13 protein-coding genes are annotated in these 15,199 nt (G+C 70.7%); 10 read left to right on the top strand and 3 right to left on the bottom strand.

Annotation, left to right across the window (positions count from 1 at the left end; translation table 11 throughout):
• Positions 1 to 40 precede the first annotated feature (40 nt).
• From ACWERV_RS09145 to tuf, 5 genes are all read left to right on the top strand, one after another.
• On the top strand, positions 41 to 3,940 hold the full coding sequence (locus ACWERV_RS09145; RefSeq protein ID WP_452930628.1) for a DNA-directed RNA polymerase subunit beta': 3,900 nt from the start codon (positions 41 to 43) through the stop codon (positions 3,938 to 3,940).
• Between the two features lie 336 nt (positions 3,941 to 4,276).
• Entirely contained in the window at positions 4,277 to 4,648 is a 372-nt protein-coding gene (gene rpsL / locus ACWERV_RS09140) for a 30S ribosomal protein S12 (RefSeq protein WP_031519741.1), read from the top strand.
• A 2-nt stretch (positions 4,649 to 4,650) separates the two neighbouring features.
• Entirely contained in the window at positions 4,651 to 5,121 is a 471-nt protein-coding gene (rpsG, locus tag ACWERV_RS09135) for a 30S ribosomal protein S7 (RefSeq protein ID WP_031519738.1), read from the top strand.
• Positions 5,122 to 5,159: 38 nt separating this feature from the next.
• On the top strand, positions 5,160 to 7,286 hold the full coding sequence (gene fusA / locus ACWERV_RS09130) for an elongation factor G (RefSeq protein WP_398185467.1): 2,127 nt from the start codon (positions 5,160 to 5,162) through the stop codon (positions 7,284 to 7,286).
• A gap of 82 nt (positions 7,287 to 7,368) precedes the next feature.
• Entirely contained in the window at positions 7,369 to 8,562 is a 1,194-nt protein-coding gene (gene tuf, locus ACWERV_RS09125) for an elongation factor Tu (protein ID WP_398185464.1), read from the top strand.
• 102 nt (positions 8,563 to 8,664) lie between these two features.
• Here tuf and ACWERV_RS09120 read toward each other — a convergent pair whose 3' ends face one another.
• Positions 8,665 to 10,419 (bottom strand): hypothetical protein, encoded by a 1,755-nt coding sequence (locus ACWERV_RS09120; RefSeq protein WP_452930623.1) that lies wholly within the window; start codon positions 10,417 to 10,419, stop codon positions 8,665 to 8,667.
• The gene (locus tag ACWERV_RS09115) at positions 10,416 to 11,123 is read right to left on the bottom strand and encodes an ABC transporter ATP-binding protein (protein WP_398185459.1); all 708 of its coding nucleotides are present in this window, start codon (positions 11,121 to 11,123) and stop codon (positions 10,416 to 10,418) included. The genes ACWERV_RS09120 and ACWERV_RS09115 overlap by 4 nt, the downstream gene beginning before the upstream one ends.
• A 263-nt stretch (positions 11,124 to 11,386) precedes the next feature.
• On the opposite strand from ACWERV_RS09115, the gene ACWERV_RS09110 reads away from it, so the two are divergent.
• Both ACWERV_RS09110 and ACWERV_RS09105 read left to right on the top strand, forming a co-directional pair.
• A complete protein-coding gene (locus tag ACWERV_RS09110; RefSeq protein ID WP_452930620.1) occupies positions 11,387 to 12,634 on the top strand; it encodes a GDSL-type esterase/lipase family protein in 1,248 nt (415 codons plus the stop codon).
• A gap of 110 nt (positions 12,635 to 12,744) precedes the next feature.
• Complete coding sequence (locus tag ACWERV_RS09105) at positions 12,745 to 13,152, top strand: hypothetical protein (protein WP_452930617.1); 408 nt, start codon at positions 12,745 to 12,747, stop codon at positions 13,150 to 13,152.
• A 169-nt stretch (positions 13,153 to 13,321) separates the two neighbouring features.
• Here ACWERV_RS09105 and ACWERV_RS09100 read toward each other — a convergent pair whose 3' ends face one another.
• A complete protein-coding gene (locus ACWERV_RS09100) occupies positions 13,322 to 13,579 on the bottom strand; it encodes a hypothetical protein (RefSeq protein ID WP_452930615.1) in 258 nt (85 codons plus the stop codon).
• A 106-nt stretch (positions 13,580 to 13,685) separates the two neighbouring features.
• Here ACWERV_RS09100 and ACWERV_RS09095 point away from each other — a divergent pair, with 106 nt between their 5' ends.
• The 3 genes from ACWERV_RS09095 (at position 13,686) to ACWERV_RS09085 (ending at position 15,197) form a co-directional block, all read left to right on the top strand.
• A complete protein-coding gene (locus ACWERV_RS09095; protein WP_398185447.1) occupies positions 13,686 to 14,033 on the top strand; it encodes an ArsR/SmtB family transcription factor in 348 nt (115 codons plus the stop codon).
• A gap of 5 nt (positions 14,034 to 14,038) precedes the next feature.
• Positions 14,039 to 14,275, top strand: coding sequence for a hypothetical protein (locus tag ACWERV_RS09090; protein WP_452930612.1), 237 nt, complete (start codon positions 14,039 to 14,041; stop codon positions 14,273 to 14,275).
• A gap of 100 nt (positions 14,276 to 14,375) precedes the next feature.
• A complete protein-coding gene (locus tag ACWERV_RS09085) occupies positions 14,376 to 15,197 on the top strand; it encodes an alpha/beta fold hydrolase (RefSeq protein ID WP_452930609.1) in 822 nt (273 codons plus the stop codon).
• The last annotated feature ends 2 nt before the right edge of the window (positions 15,198 to 15,199 follow it).

Below are 15,199 nucleotides of genomic sequence, written 5' to 3'. Positions count from 1 at the left end.
GACCATTTGAGAATCAACCCTGAGAGGGATTGACGACACAGTGCTCGACGTCAACTTCTTCGACGAGCTGCGGATCGGCCTGGCCACCGCGGACGACATCCGGACCTGGTCGCACGGCGAGGTCAAGAAGCCCGAGACCATCAACTACCGCACCCTCAAGCCGGAAAAGGACGGGCTCTTCTGCGAGAAGATCTTCGGCCCCACCCGGGACTGGGAGTGCTACTGCGGCAAGTACAAGCGCGTGCGCTTCAAGGGCATCATCTGTGAGCGCTGCGGCGTGGAGGTCACCCGCGCCAAGGTGCGCCGCGAGCGCATGGGCCACATCGAGCTGGCCGCGCCCGTCACGCACATCTGGTACTTCAAGGGTGTCCCGTCGCGCCTGGGCTACCTGCTCGACCTCGCCCCGAAGGACCTGGAGAAGGTCATCTACTTCGCGGCGTACATGATCACGTGGGTGGACGACGAGCGCCGCACCCGCGACCTGCCGTCGCTGGAGGCCCAGGTCTCCGTCGAGCGCCAGCAGGTCGAGCAGCGCCGTGACGCCGATGTCGAGGGCCGGCAGAAGAAGCTGGAGGCCGACCTCGGCGAGCTGGAGAACGAGGGCGCCAAGGCCGACGTCCGCCGCAAGGTCCGCGAGGGCGCCGAGCGCGAGATGAAGCAGCTGCGCGACCGCGCGCAGCGCGAGATCGACCGCCTCGACGAGGTGTGGGCCCGCTTCAAGAACCTCAAGGTCCAGGACCTGGAGGGCGACGAGCTGCTCTACCGCGAGCTGCGCGACCGCTTCGGCACGTACTTCCAGGGCTCGATGGGTGCCGCGGCGCTGCAGAAGCGCCTGGAGTCCTTCGACCTGGACGAGGAGGCCGAGCGCCTCCGCGAGATCATCCGCACCGGCAAGGGCCAGAAGAAGACCCGTGCGCTCAAGCGCCTCAAGGTCGTCTCCGCCTTCCTGCAGACCACCAACAAGCCCAACGGCATGGTGCTGGACTGCGTCCCGGTGATCCCGCCGGACCTGCGTCCGATGGTGCAGCTGGACGGTGGCCGCTTCGCGACCTCCGACCTGAACGACCTGTACCGCCGCGTCATCAACCGCAACAACCGCCTGAAGCGGCTTCTCGACCTCGGCGCGCCCGAGATCATCGTGAACAACGAGAAGCGCATGCTCCAGGAGGCCGTGGACGCGCTCTTCGACAACGGCCGCCGCGGCCGCCCGGTCACGGGCCCCGGCAACCGTCCGCTGAAGTCGCTGTCCGACATGCTCAAGGGCAAGCAGGGCCGCTTCCGGCAGAACCTGCTCGGCAAGCGCGTCGACTACTCCGCCCGTTCGGTGATCGTCGTCGGCCCGCAGCTCAAGCTGCACCAGTGCGGCCTGCCCAAGGCCATGGCGCTGGAGCTCTTCAAGCCGTTCGTGATGAAGCGCCTGGTGGACCTCAACCACGCGCAGAACATCAAGTCGGCCAAGCGCATGGTCGAGCGCGGCCGCACGGTCGTGTACGACGTGCTCGAAGAGGTCATCGCCGAGCACCCGGTGCTGCTCAACCGCGCGCCGACGCTGCACCGCCTGGGCATCCAGGCCTTCGAGCCGCAGCTGGTCGAGGGCAAGGCGATCCAGATCCACCCGCTGGTCTGCACCGCCTTCAACGCGGACTTCGACGGCGACCAGATGGCCGTGCACCTGCCGCTGTCCGCGGAGGCGCAGGCCGAGGCCCGCATCCTGATGCTGTCCTCGAACAACATCCTCAAGCCCGCCGACGGCCGCCCGGTCACCATGCCGACCCAGGACATGGTGCTCGGTCTGTTCTTCCTGACCACGGACTCCGAAGAGCGCACGATCATCGGTGAGGGCCGGGCCTTCGGCGCGACCGCCGAGGCGATCATGGCCTTCGACAACCGTGAGCTGTCGATGCAGGCGCCGGTCGACATCCGCTTCCCGGTGGGCACCGTCCCGCCGCGTGGCTGGACGCCGCCGGAGCCGGCCGAGGGCGAGCAGCCGTACCAGGTCGGTGACAGCTTCCGGCTGCGCACCACGCTGGGCCGGGCGCTCTTCAACGAGCTGCTGCCCGAGGACTACCCGTTCGTGGACTACGCGGTCGGCAAGAAGCAGCTCTCGGAGATCGTCAACGACCTCGCCGAGCGCTACCCCAAGGTCATCGTGGCGGCGACGCTCGACAACCTGAAGGCGGCCGGCTTCCACTGGGCCACCCGTTCCGGCGTCACCGTCGCCGTCACCGACATCGTCGTGCCGGAGGCCAAGAAGGCGATCATCGCCGCCTACGAGGCGCAGGACGAGAAGGTCCAGAAGCAGTACGAGCGCGGTCTGATCACCAAGCAGGAGCGGTCGGACGAGCTGATCGGGATCTGGAACAAGGCGACCAACGAGGTCGCCGTGGCGATGAACGCCAACTTCCCGAAGACCAACCCGATCTTCATGATGGTCGACTCCGGCGCCCGCGGAAACATGATGCAGATGCGTCAGATCGCGGGTATGCGAGGCCTGGTCTCCAACGCCAAGAACGAGACCATCCCGCGGCCGATCAAGGCGTCCTTCCGTGAGGGCCTGTCCGTGCTGGAGTACTTCATCTCCACCCACGGTGCCCGTAAGGGTCTGGCCGACACCGCGCTGCGTACCGCCGACTCGGGTTACCTGACCCGTCGTCTGGTGGACGTCTCGCAGGACGTCATCATCCGCGAGGAGGACTGCGGCACCGAGCGCGGTCTGAAGCTGCGGATCGCCGAGCGCGGCGCCGACGGCGTCCTGCGCAAGGCGGACGACGTCGAGACCAGCGTGTACGCGCGCATGCTCTCCGAGGACGTGGTGGTGGACGGCAAGGTCGTCGCGCCCGCCAACGTCGACCTCGGCGACGTGCTCATCGACCAGCTGGTGCGGCTCGGCGTCGAAGAGGTCAAGGTCCGCTCGATCCTGACCTGCGAGTCGGCCGTCGGCACCTGCGCCTACTGCTACGGGCGCTCGCTGGCCACCGGCAAGCTGGTGGACATCGGCGAGGCGGTCGGCATCATCGCCGCCCAGTCGATCGGTGAGCCCGGCACCCAGCTGACGATGCGTACCTTCCACACCGGTGGTGTGGCCGGTGACGACATCACCCAGGGTCTGCCGCGTGTCGTCGAGCTGTTCGAGGCCCGTGTGCCCAAGGGTGTCGCCCCGATCTCCGAGGCGGCCGGCCGGGTGCGGGTCGAGGAGACCGAGAAGACCAAGAAGCTGGTCGTCACGCCGGACGACGGCTCCGACGAGCTGGCGTACCCGATCTCCAAGCGGGTCAAGCTCATGGTGGGCGAGGGCGACCACGTCGAGGTCGGCCAGAAGCTCACCTACGGTGCCACCAACCCGCACGACGTGCTGCGCATCCTGGGCCAGCGTCAGGTGCAGATCCACCTGGTCGCCGAGGTCCAGAAGGTCTACAACTCGCAGGGTGTGTCGATCCACGACAAGCACATCGAGATCATCATCCGGCAGATGCTGCGCCGGGTGACGATCATCGAGTCCGGCGACGCCGAGCTGCTGCCCGGCGAGCTGGTCGAGCGCGGCCGGTTCGAGACCGAGAACCGGCGGGTCGTGTCCGAGGGCGGTCACCCGGCCTCGGGTCGTCCGCAGCTCATGGGTATCACCAAGGCGTCGCTGGCCACCGAGTCGTGGCTGTCGGCGGCGTCCTTCCAGGAGACGACCCGGGTGCTGACGGACGCGGCGATCCACGCGAAGTCGGACTCGCTGCTGGGTCTGAAGGAGAACGTCATCATCGGCAAGCTCATCCCGGCCGGTACGGGCCTGTCCCGCTACCGCAACATCCGGGTGGAGCCGACCGAGGAGGCCAAGGCCGCGATGTACTCGGCCGTCGGCTACGACGACATCGACTACAGCCCCTTCGGCTCCGGCTCCGGCCAGGCCGTTCCGCTGGAGGACTACGACTACGGCCCGTACAACGGCTGACGCGTAGTCCGCACACACCGCAGAGCGGCCGTCCCCGTGCGGGGGCGGCCGCTCTGCGGCATCCTGGACAGGGCCGCTGAGCTGGCGGAATCCGGCCGGTATGCATGTGTTTTGACCGCGGCCGATGCGGTAGGTACGCTCTGACCTTGTGCCTGGGGTGTGCCCGGGTTCTTGCGCGTGCCATGCGACCGTGCAGGGAGCCCGAGGCCGCGGCACCCGACGATACGCACGTCCTGCCATGACCGGGGGATGTGCAGGGTCCGCGACACACCCGACCGCGTGGGTCGGAGCCCAGGTTAGTTTTATCGAGATCGGCACAGAGAAACCGGAGAAACGGTGCCTACGATCCAGCAGCTGGTCCGGAAGGGCCGGCAGGACAAGGTCGACAAGAACAAGACGCCCGCGCTGAAGGGTTCCCCGCAGCGTCGTGGCGTCTGCACGCGTGTGTACACGACCACCCCGAAGAAGCCGAACTCGGCCCTCCGTAAGGTCGCCCGTGTGCGCCTTACCAGTGGCATCGAGGTCACCGCTTACATCCCGGGTGAGGGCCACAACCTGCAGGAGCACTCGATCGTGCTCGTGCGTGGCGGTCGTGTGAAGGACCTGCCGGGTGTTCGCTACAAGATCATCCGCGGTTCCCTCGACACGCAGGGCGTCAAGAACCGTAAGCAGGCCCGCAGCCGCTACGGCGCCAAGAAGGAGAAGTAAGAATGCCTCGTAAGGGCCCCGCCCCGAAGCGCCCGGTCATCATCGACCCGGTTTACGGCTCCCCGCTGGTGACGTCCCTCGTCAACAAGATCCTCCTGCACGGCAAGCGCTCCACCGCCGAGCGCATCGTGTACGGCGCTCTGGAGGGCCTGCGCGAGAAGGCCGGGGTCGACCCGGTCATCACGCTCAAGCGCGCTCTGGAGAACATCAAGCCGACCCTGGAGGTCAAGTCCCGCCGTGTCGGTGGCGCGACCTACCAGGTCCCGGTCGAGGTCCGCCCGGGTCGGCAGAACACCCTGGCGCTGCGCTGGCTGGTCGGGTACTCCCGCGCCCGCCGCGAGAAGACCATGACCGAGCGGCTCATGAACGAGATCCTCGACGCCAGCAACGGCCTCGGGGCTTCCGTGAAGCGCCGTGAGGACACGCACAAGATGGCCGAGTCCAACAAGGCCTTCGCGCACTACCGCTGGTAGTCGCTACCCCCATCGAGACCGAGAGAAGACTGAGCCACATGGCCACCACTTCACTTGACCTGGCCAGGGTCCGCAACATCGGGATCATGGCCCACATCGACGCGGGCAAGACGACCACCACCGAGCGGATCCTGTTCTACACCGGCGTTTCGTACAAGATCGGTGAGGTCCACGACGGCGCTGCCACGATGGACTGGATGGAGCAGGAGCAGGAGCGCGGCATCACCATCACGTCCGCCGCGACGACCTGTCACTGGCCGCTCGAGGACGTCGACCACACCATCAACATCATCGACACCCCCGGGCACGTCGACTTCACGGTCGAGGTGGAGCGTTCGCTCCGCGTCCTCGACGGTGCCGTCACCGTGTTCGACGGTGTCGCCGGTGTGGAGCCCCAGTCCGAGACGGTGTGGCGGCAGGCCGACCGCTACGGCGTTCCCCGCATCTGCTTCGTCAACAAGCTCGACCGCACCGGCGCCGAGTTCCACCGCTGCGTCGACATGATCGTGGACCGCCTCGGCGCGACCCCGATCGTGATGCAGCTGCCGATCGGTGCCGAGGCCGACTTCAAGGGCGTGGTCGACCTCGTCCAGATGAAGGCCCTCGTGTGGTCCGCCGAGGCCACCAAGGGCGAGATGTACGACGTCGTCGACATCCCGGCCACGCACACCGAGGCCGCCGAGGAGTGGCACGGCAAGCTGCTGGAGACGGTCGCCGAGAACGACGAAGAGATGATGGAGCTGTACCTGGAGGGCTCGGAGCCCACCGTGGAGCAGCTGTACGCGGCGATCCGCCGTATCACCATCAACTCCGGCAAGGGCGGCGACACCACCGTCACCCCGGTGTTCTGCGGTACCGCGTTCAAGAACAAGGGTGTGCAGCCGCTGCTCGACGCCGTCGTGCGCTACCTGCCCTCCCCGCTGGACGTCGAGGCCATCGAGGGCCACGACGTCAAGGACGCCGAGGTCGTCGTCAAGCGCAAGCCGTCCGACGAGGAGCCGCTGGCCGCCCTCGCGTTCAAGATCATGAGCGACCCGCACCTGGGCAAGCTCACCTTCGTCCGGGTCTACTCGGGCCGCCTGGAGTCCGGTTCGGCTGTGCTGAACCCGGTGAAGGGCAAGAAGGAGCGGATCGGCAAGATCTACCGGATGCACGCGAACAAGCGTGAGGAGATCGAGTCGGTGGGCGCCGGTGACATCGTCGCCGTCATGGGTCTGAAGCAGACCACCACCGGTGAGACGCTGTGCGACGACAAGTCGCCGGTGATCCTGGAGTCCATGGACTTCCCCGCGCCGGTCATCCAGGTCGCGATCGAGCCCAAGTCCAAGGGCGACCAGGAGAAGCTGGGTGTCGCCATCCAGCGTCTCGCGGAGGAGGACCCCTCCTTCCAGGTCCACTCGGACGAGGAGACCGGCCAGACCATCATCGGCGGTATGGGCGAGCTGCACCTTGAGGTGCTGGTCGACCGTATGCGGCGCGAGTTCCGCGTCGAGGCCAACGTCGGCAAGCCGCAGGTCGCGTACCGCGAGACCATCCGCAAGGCGGTCGAGCGGGTCGACTACACCCACAAGAAGCAGACCGGTGGTACCGGTCAGTTCGCGAAGGTGCAGATCGGCATCGAGCCGATCGAGGGCGGCGACGCGTCGTACGAGTTCGTCAACAAGGTCACCGGTGGCCGCATCCCCCGGGAGTACATCCCGTCGGTGGACGCGGGTGCGCAGGAGGCCATGAAGTTCGGCATCCTCGCCGGCTACGAGATGGTGGGCGTCCGCGTCATCCTGATCGACGGCGGCTACCACGAGGTCGACTCCTCCGAGCTCGCGTTCAAGATCGCCGGTTCGCAGGCCTTCAAGGAGGCCGCGCGCAAGGCGAGCCCCGTGCTCCTCGAACCGATGATGGCCGTCGAGGTCACCACCCCCGAGGACTACATGGGCGACGTGATCGGCGACCTCAACTCCCGCCGTGGCCAGATCCAGGCCATGGAGGAGCGCAGCGGCGCCCGGGTCGTCAAGGGCCTGGTTCCGCTGTCGGAGATGTTCGGCTACGTCGGTGACCTGCGGTCGAAGACCTCGGGCCGGGCCAGCTACTCCATGCAGTTCGACTCCTACGCCGAGGTTCCGCGGAACGTCGCCGAGGAGATCATCGCGAAGGCCAAGGGCGAATAACTCGCCTTAGGCTTGAAATCCAGCAAAGATCACCTGGCGCCGATGAAGCAAGGCGTACAGATCCATCCCCAGGAGGAACCCAGTGGCGAAGGCGAAGTTCGAGCGGACTAAGCCGCACGTCAACATCGGCACCATCGGTCACATCGACCACGGTAAGACGACCCTTACCGCGGCGATCACCAAGGTGCTGCACGACGCGTACCCGAACCTGAACGAGGCCTCGGCGTTCGACCAGATCGACAAGGCTCCCGAGGAGCGCCAGCGCGGTATCACCATCTCCATCGCGCACGTCGAGTACCAGACCGAGTCGCGCCACTACGCCCACGTCGACTGCCCCGGTCACGCGGACTACATCAAGAACATGATCACCGGTGCCGCGCAGATGGACGGCGCGATCCTGGTGGTCGCCGCGACCGACGGCCCGATGCCGCAGACCAAGGAGCACGTGCTCCTGGCCCGCCAGGTCGGCGTTCCGTACATCGTCGTCGCCCTGAACAAGGCCGACATGGTGGACGACGAGGAGATCCTCGAGCTCGTCGAGCTCGAGGTCCGCGAGCTGCTCTCCGAGTACGAGTTCCCGGGTGACGACCTTCCGGTCGTCCGGGTCTCCGCGCTCAAGGCCCTTGAGGGCGACAAGGAGTGGGGCGAGAAGCTTCTCGGTCTGATGCAGGCCGTCGACGAGGCGATCCCGACCCCCGAGCGTGACGTCGACAAGCCGTTCCTGATGCCGATCGAGGACGTCTTCACGATCACCGGTCGTGGCACCGTCGTCACCGGTCGTATCGAGCGCGGTATCCTCAAGGTCAACGAGACCGTGGACATCATCGGTATCAAGACCGAGAAGACCACCACCACGGTCACGGGCATCGAGATGTTCCGCAAGCTGCTCGACGAGGGCCAGGCCGGTGAGAACGTCGGTCTGCTGCTCCGCGGCATCAAGCGCGAGGACGTCGAGCGCGGCCAGGTCATCATCAAGCCGGGTTCGGTCACGCCGCACACCGACTTCGAGGCCCAGGCGTACATCCTGTCGAAGGACGAGGGCGGCCGCCACACCCCGTTCTTCAACAACTACCGTCCGCAGTTCTACTTCCGGACGACCGACGTGACCGGCGTCGTGACCCTCCCCGAGGGCACCGAAATGGTCATGCCGGGCGACAACACCTCCATGAGCGTTCAGCTGATCCAGCCGATCGCCATGGAGGAGGGCCTGAAGTTCGCCATCCGCGAGGGTGGCCGGACGGTCGGCGCCGGCCAGGTCACGAAGATCGTCAAGTAGTCTTCGACGCTTCTTCGTGAGCTACGGCTCACCTCACGAAGGTCCCGCACCCCTCGGGGGTGCGGGACCTTCGTGCGTAGGGGCTGCGCCCCCTCCGGGGCTCTACCGGAAGAGGCGGTCCGCGGCGCGGCGCGCGAGCAGGGCCAGCAGCGCCGCGAGGACCAGGGCGACGACCACGGCCTGGGCGGGGGGCCCGGCGAGGGCCAGGACGAGGCCCCCCACCGCGAGCAGCGGCCCCGCGGCGTACCACGCCAGATAGATGAGCGGCCCCGGATCCCCCGCGGGCGTCGCGAGCCCCATGAAGAGCAGCTGCGTACGGGCGGGCCCGCGAGCCGCGGACACCAGCGCCCCCGCGGCGAGCGGCAGCGCGCACGCGGGCAGCAGCACCAGCGCGGCGGGATGCCCCGCGGCGGCGTACGGGACGGCCGTGAGCAGCCCCAGCAGCGCCCCCAGGACCGCCGGCACCACACCGTGCAGCAGCATGACCCGGCGGAAGCGGTACGGCGCCCAGGCGGCCCGCCGTACGTCGTCGGTCTCCAGCCGCGCGGGCTCCGCGAGCGCCCCCACGGCCACGTACCCGGCGAGCAGCCCGAGGACGAGCCCGACCCAGCGGCGTTCGCCGCCCAGATCCGCCCCGGCGCCCGCGGCGAGCGCCCCGCAGACGGCCCAGACGGCGGCCTTGCCGAGCCGTCCGGGTGTGCGCAGCAGCGTCAGCAGATCGCGCCAGGGCACGAGCAGATGCCGTCCGAGGCGGCCGCGCGGCGGGCGGAACCGCAGCGTGCGGACGGCCGGGCCGCCCCCGTCCGCGGCCATGATCGCGAGCTTGGCGGCGCGCAGTTCGAGGGACCAGACCACGGCGGAGACGGCCGCTGCGGTCGCGGCCCGCTCCCGCAGCCGGGCGGTGGGCACGCGCCCGGCGTCCCGGTGGGCGGCCATCAGCGCCGCGGCGGTCGCGGCCGCGAGCAGCGCGACGGCGGCGGGCCAGCCCGGCGCCCGTCCCCCGACGGCGTGCACGACGGGCTGCCCGGCCCAGCCCCACGGCCCGCTCCACAGCTCGGCCTGCTCGACCGCGGGGGAACGGTGCCCCTTGGCGGCGAGGGCGGCCTGACCGGCGAGCGCGGCGAGCAGCAGCACGGCGGGCGCGGTCCAGCGCCGTACCGCCCGGCCCCACACGGGCCGCCGCTCCACCGCCATCCCGAGCGCGACCGCGAGCAGCGGCAGGCACACCGCGCCGGGCAGCACGGCGAGCAGCGCGTCGCCGAGGGAGGCGAGCCGGGTGACGTCCAGGACGGCGGCGCAGCCGAGCCCCGTCAGCAGCCCGGCGAGCGGGGCGAGCCCCGCGGTGAGCCAGAACCACGGGCGCAGGACGCGTTCGCGCCGTACCGGCTGCGCCAGCAGCCATCCGGCGGTCGGCCCCGGCACGACGACGGGCCCGCGCCACAGCGCGTCCCGCGCGGCGAGCACCCCGAGCGCGACGGCCCCGAAGGCGGCGAGCGCGGGCATCGCCGCCCGCAGCTCCCGGGCGACGGCCCCGTGCGCACCGCCGTCGTCGAGCCCGCGCAGGAAGCTCACGACGAAGCTGCTGCCGTATCCGGCGAGGGCGATCACGACGGTGTACACGGCGACGGCCAGCTCCCGCCCCTTGGCGCGCCGCCGCGCCCGCCGCCGCCCGCGCAGCCACGTCATGACCTCGTCGGTCCGGTCGTCCTCGGCCTCGGACCAGGGCGCGCCGTCGTCGGGGTCGTCCGGCGCTTCGGGGCCGGGCCCGGCCGGACCGTCCGCCGGGGTGACGTTCTCCGGGGCGCCCGGTGCGAGCGGCCGGGCCTCTTCCACGCCGGGGGGTGCCTCCTCGCTCATGCCCGGACGCCCAGCTCGCGCAGGACGTCCGCGGGCGGGCCCTCGGCGATGACGCGGCCGTCCTCCAGGGCGATGAGCCGGTCGGCGACGGCCTCGGCGAGGTCGGGCTGGTGCGTCGCGAGCAGCACGGCGGTCCCGTCCTCCTTCTCCGCGACCAGCAGCTCCGCGAGCCGGGTGCGGGCGGTGGGGTCGAGGCGCTGCTCGGGCTCGTCGAGGATGAGCAGCTCGCGCGGGCGCACCAGTGCGGCGGCCAGCATGAGGGACTGGAGCTGCCCGGAGGAGAGCGAGCCGGGCAGCGCACGGGCGTGGTCGGCGAGGCGGCGGTCGGCCAGCACCTGGTCGATCCAGGCGTCGGCGTCGTCCACGGCGTGCGCGAGGGTGACCAGCTCCAGGTGCTCGCGCACGGTGAGGTCCGGGTAGCAGGCGGCCGCGTCACCGACGACCGCGACCCTGGCCCGTACCTCCGGGTCGTCCTCGCGGACCGTCCGCCCCGCGAAGAAGGCGTCCCCGCGGGTGGGGGTGTCCCGTCCGGCCGCGATCCGCAGCAGCGTGGACTTGCCGGAGCCGTTGCGCCCGTAGAGCGCGACGCACTCGCCGCGCCCGACCTCCAGGTCCAGCGGTTCCAGCGCCAGCCGCTCCCCGTACGTCCGGCCGACCTTCCGCAGTCGCAGCAGCGCTCCGCCGCCACCGCTCGTCGCGCGCATGAGGCCTCCGTACGGGTGAGGTGATTCGTGTCCGCCCGACCTTAGTACGGGGGTGCCGCGCGGCCGCGGCCCGTACCCCGCGCGCACCTGGCCGTTCGACGCGGTTCGACACCCCGGCGGCGCGGGCGGGCCCGGGAGCGGCGGTGCGACGGTTCCCGCACGTGTCTTGACGTGCGGGAGGGCACGTCGGTACGTCTATGGGAGCGCTCCCATAGACGTACGGTCCCGGGGGCGCGATCCCCCCTCCCGGAAGGACACCGGACATGTCCCGCGCACTCCCCTCCGCCCGGCCCGCGTGGCGGGCGCCGAGATTACTGCTCGCGCTGCTCCTGCTCGCCCTCGGCACGCTCGCCGCGGTCGGCGGCGCCCGCTCGGCGTCCGCCTCCGCACCCACCACCGCCGCCCCGGCGGCCGCGGCCGCGAACCCCGTCAAGGTCATGCCGCTCGGCGACTCGATCACCGGCTCGCCCGGCTGCTGGCGCGCCCTGCTCTGGAACCAGCTCCAGGCCGCGGGTTACACCGACATCGACTTCGTCGGCACCCTCCCCCCGCAGGGCTGCGGGGTCGCCTACGACGGCGACAACGAGGGCCACGGCGGCATCCTCGCCACCAACATCGCCAACCAGAACCAGCTCCCGGCCTGGCTCGCCGCCACCTCGCCGGACATCGTGCTCATGCACCTCGGCACGAACGACGTCTGGAGCAACATCCCGCCCGCGCAGATCCTCGCCGCCTTCACGACGATGGTCGGCCAGATGCGCGCGAGCAACCCGGACATGCAGGTGCTCGTCGCGCAGATCCTGCCGATGAACCCGAGCAACTGCGCGGAGTGCGCGCAGCGCGTCGTCGCCTTCGACGCGGCGATCCCGGCGTGGGCGCAGTCGATCAGCACGGCGCGGTCGCCCGTGACCGTCGTCGACCAGTGGACCGGCTTCGACGACGCGACGGACACGGCGGACGGCGTCCACCCGAACGACGCGGGCATCGCGAAGATGGCCGCGCGCTGGTACCCGCCGCTTGCGTCCCTGCTGGCGAAGGACGGCGGCACGTCGGGCGGTACGTCGGCGGGGACGTCCACGGGTACGTCGTCCGGTACGTCGGCGGGCACGTCCACCGGTACGTCGTCCGGTACGTCGGCGGGCACGTCCACCGGTACGTCGTCCGGGACCTCCGCCGGTACGTCCACCGGCACCTCCACCGGCTCCACCGGAGGCACCGGCGGGGGTGACTGCTCCGCCGTGCTGACGGTCGGCAACTCCTGGCAGGGCGGCTACCAGGCGTCCGTCACCGTCACCGCGGTGCACGCGATCAGCAGCTGGACCGTCACGCTCACCGGCGTCACCGTCAGCCAGGGCTGGAGCGGGGTCTTCACGACCGGCCCCGGCGGCACGGTCACCGTCCACAGCGAGTCGTGGAACGGCACGCTCGGCGCGGGCGCGTCCACCACCTTCGGCTTCCTCGCCACGAGCAGCCCGTCCCCCGCCCCGACCGTCACCTGCTCCACGCCCTGACGCCGCCCGCGGGGCGTTGGTGGGCTGTTGGCGGCGCGTTGGCGGCCTCGCACAGGATCGGGTCCGACGCCGGTGGCCGACCGGCGGCCGGACCGGAGAAACGGGGAGACATGGGCAAGACGACGACGCTGGCGCGCAAGGCCGCCGTGGTGGCGGGCGCGGTGGCCGGAGCGGGTGTGCTGGTGCTGGGCGGCAGCGGGGTCGCGTCCGCCGAGACGGCGCGCTACACCGTCTGGAGCGGCAACTGCCACGCCACGATGATGACCGAGAACAACTCCATCACCGGCTGGCAGGTCCGCAACCTGGTGGACAACTACGGCAGCGTGGACTGCTCGGGCTGGATGGACTGGGCCCCCGAGGGCAACACCGGCCACTTCTACGGGCTCCAGGCCCGTATCTGGGTCGGCCCGGGACAGTCGCTGGAGAGCGGCTACATGCCCGACAACAGCCCGGCCCTGACCCGGGTGTGCATCCAGGCGAACAACGACGGGACGGCGCGCTGCTCGTCCTGGTGGTAGCCGGACCACCACCGGGGCGGCGCGCGCTGCCCGCCCCGGTGGTGCATCGGGGGAAAGCGTGATGGGCCGCGGCGAACTGACCACTCGCCGCGGCCCATTGCCGTGTCCGGGCCCGTGTCCGGGCCCGTGTTTTCGGGCTCGTACCGGTGTCCGTGTGGGCCCGGTGCCTCTACACCGGCTTGTGCGCGAACAGGTCCAGGTGGCCGCAGGACGTGCAGCGGAACGCCTCGATCTGCCAGCGCTGCTTGCCCATGCGCCGCGCGCCGCCGAATATGCCGCGTTCCAGCGGGCCGGCGATCCAGCGGGCGTAGCCCCGCGCGCCCTCGCCGGAGTCCTCGATGAAGCCGGGCTCCAGCGCGGTGCCGCCGCAACTGCTGCACTTCGCGGACCGGCCCGCCGCCGGGACGTCCCCCGTGTAGGTGTCCATGACGCCCGATGGTCGCGGACCGCCCGCCGCTCCGGCAAGCCGCACACGCGGTTGACAGCGAGAGTCGGCACGTGCAAATAATTACTTGCACGTGCAGGAGGAGCTTATGGAAACCACGGAACTGACGGGCGAGGACCTGGTGAAGGTGCTGGCGACGCTCGCCAGCCCGCACCGGATGCGCGTCCTCGCGGCCCTGTCGACCGGCCCCACCTATGTGAGCCAGCTGGCCCGCGACCTGGGGATCAGCCGGGCGCTGCTGCAGGTGCACCTCAAGCGTCTGGAGACGGCCGGGCTGGTCGCGGCGCGGATCGAGGTGTCCGACGACGGCAAGGCCATGAAGTTCTACGAGGTCGCGCCGTTCGACCTGCACCTCACCCCGCGGACGCTGACGGCCGCGGCCGGGACGCTCCCGGAGATCGCAGAGCGCGGCGAGGCCGCGCAGAAGGAGTCGTGACGCACATGCCCAACTGGCTCATCGAAGAGGTCGTCGTCCTCGCGATATTCGGCGCCGTGCTCGTCACGGTCATCCGGCAGCTCGGCGCGCACCTGCGCGCGAAGGCGCTGGGGACCCGGGAGGCGGATTTCCGTGGGATCAGCGAGCGGTCGCTCGCGTCGCAGGAGGCGACGCAGCGCAGCCTCGCGGAGATCTCGGTGCGGATGGCGAAGATCGAGCGCGTGCTCCAGGAGGTGGAGTAGCCGACGGGCGCCCCGGGAGTCCGGCGCGGTGACCCTAGCGGGCGGCCGCCCCGGCCGTTTTTCGGTGGCGGGCGGCGTGCCCGGCTGGCAGCATCCCGGCATGCTCAGCCTGCCGCCCGAGGAGGGCGCCCTCCGCTATGTCGTCGAGGGCCGGGAGTCCGCCGCCCCGCCCGTCGTCCTCGTCCACGACGGGCTGACCGACCACCACGTGTGGGACGAGGTCGCGCCCGCGCTGGCCGCCGACCGCACGGTCGTCCGCTACGACCTGCGCGGCTTCGGCCAGTCCCCGCCGCCCGAGGGGCCCTTCGAGGAGGTCGCCGACCTCACCGCGCTGCTCGACCACCTGGGGCTCGCGCGGGTGAGGCTCGCGGGCGTGTCGTGGGGAGGGCGGATCGCGATCGAGTTCACGCTGACGCACCCGGAGCGGGTGAGCGCCCTCGCCGCGTTCTCCCCGCCCTGGCCCGGCTTCGACCGCTCGCCCGACCTGCGCGCCTACGACGCGGCGGAGGGCGCGGCGCTCGCGGCGGGCGACCTGGACGCGGCGGTCGAGCTCAACCTCGACATGTGGCTGCGCGGCCCCGCCCGCCCCTGGTCCGCCGTCCCGCCCGCCCGCACCGCACGCGTCCGCACCCCCCTCCGTACCGCCCTGGCCCACCAGCCCGCGGTCGAGGCGCACTCCCGGCCGGGCACCTCCCTGCCCGTCACGGCCCTGGCCGCCCCCACCCTGATCGGCACCGGAGCCCTCGACACCCCCGACTTCGTCGCGATGGCCCACCGCTACGCCGCCGCGATCCCCACCGCGACCCTCACCTCCTTCCCGGCCGCCGGCCACCTCGTCCCGCTGGAGGCCCCGGCCGAGGTCGTCGCGGCGCTGCGGGGGGCGGGTTTCCAGCGGCTCGGCCGGACCCTGACGACTCGATAGCC

The sequence above is a fragment of the Streptomyces sp. NPDC004031 genome (assembly GCF_053604375.1).
This window is presented reverse-complemented; position numbering and strand designations above follow the sequence as displayed.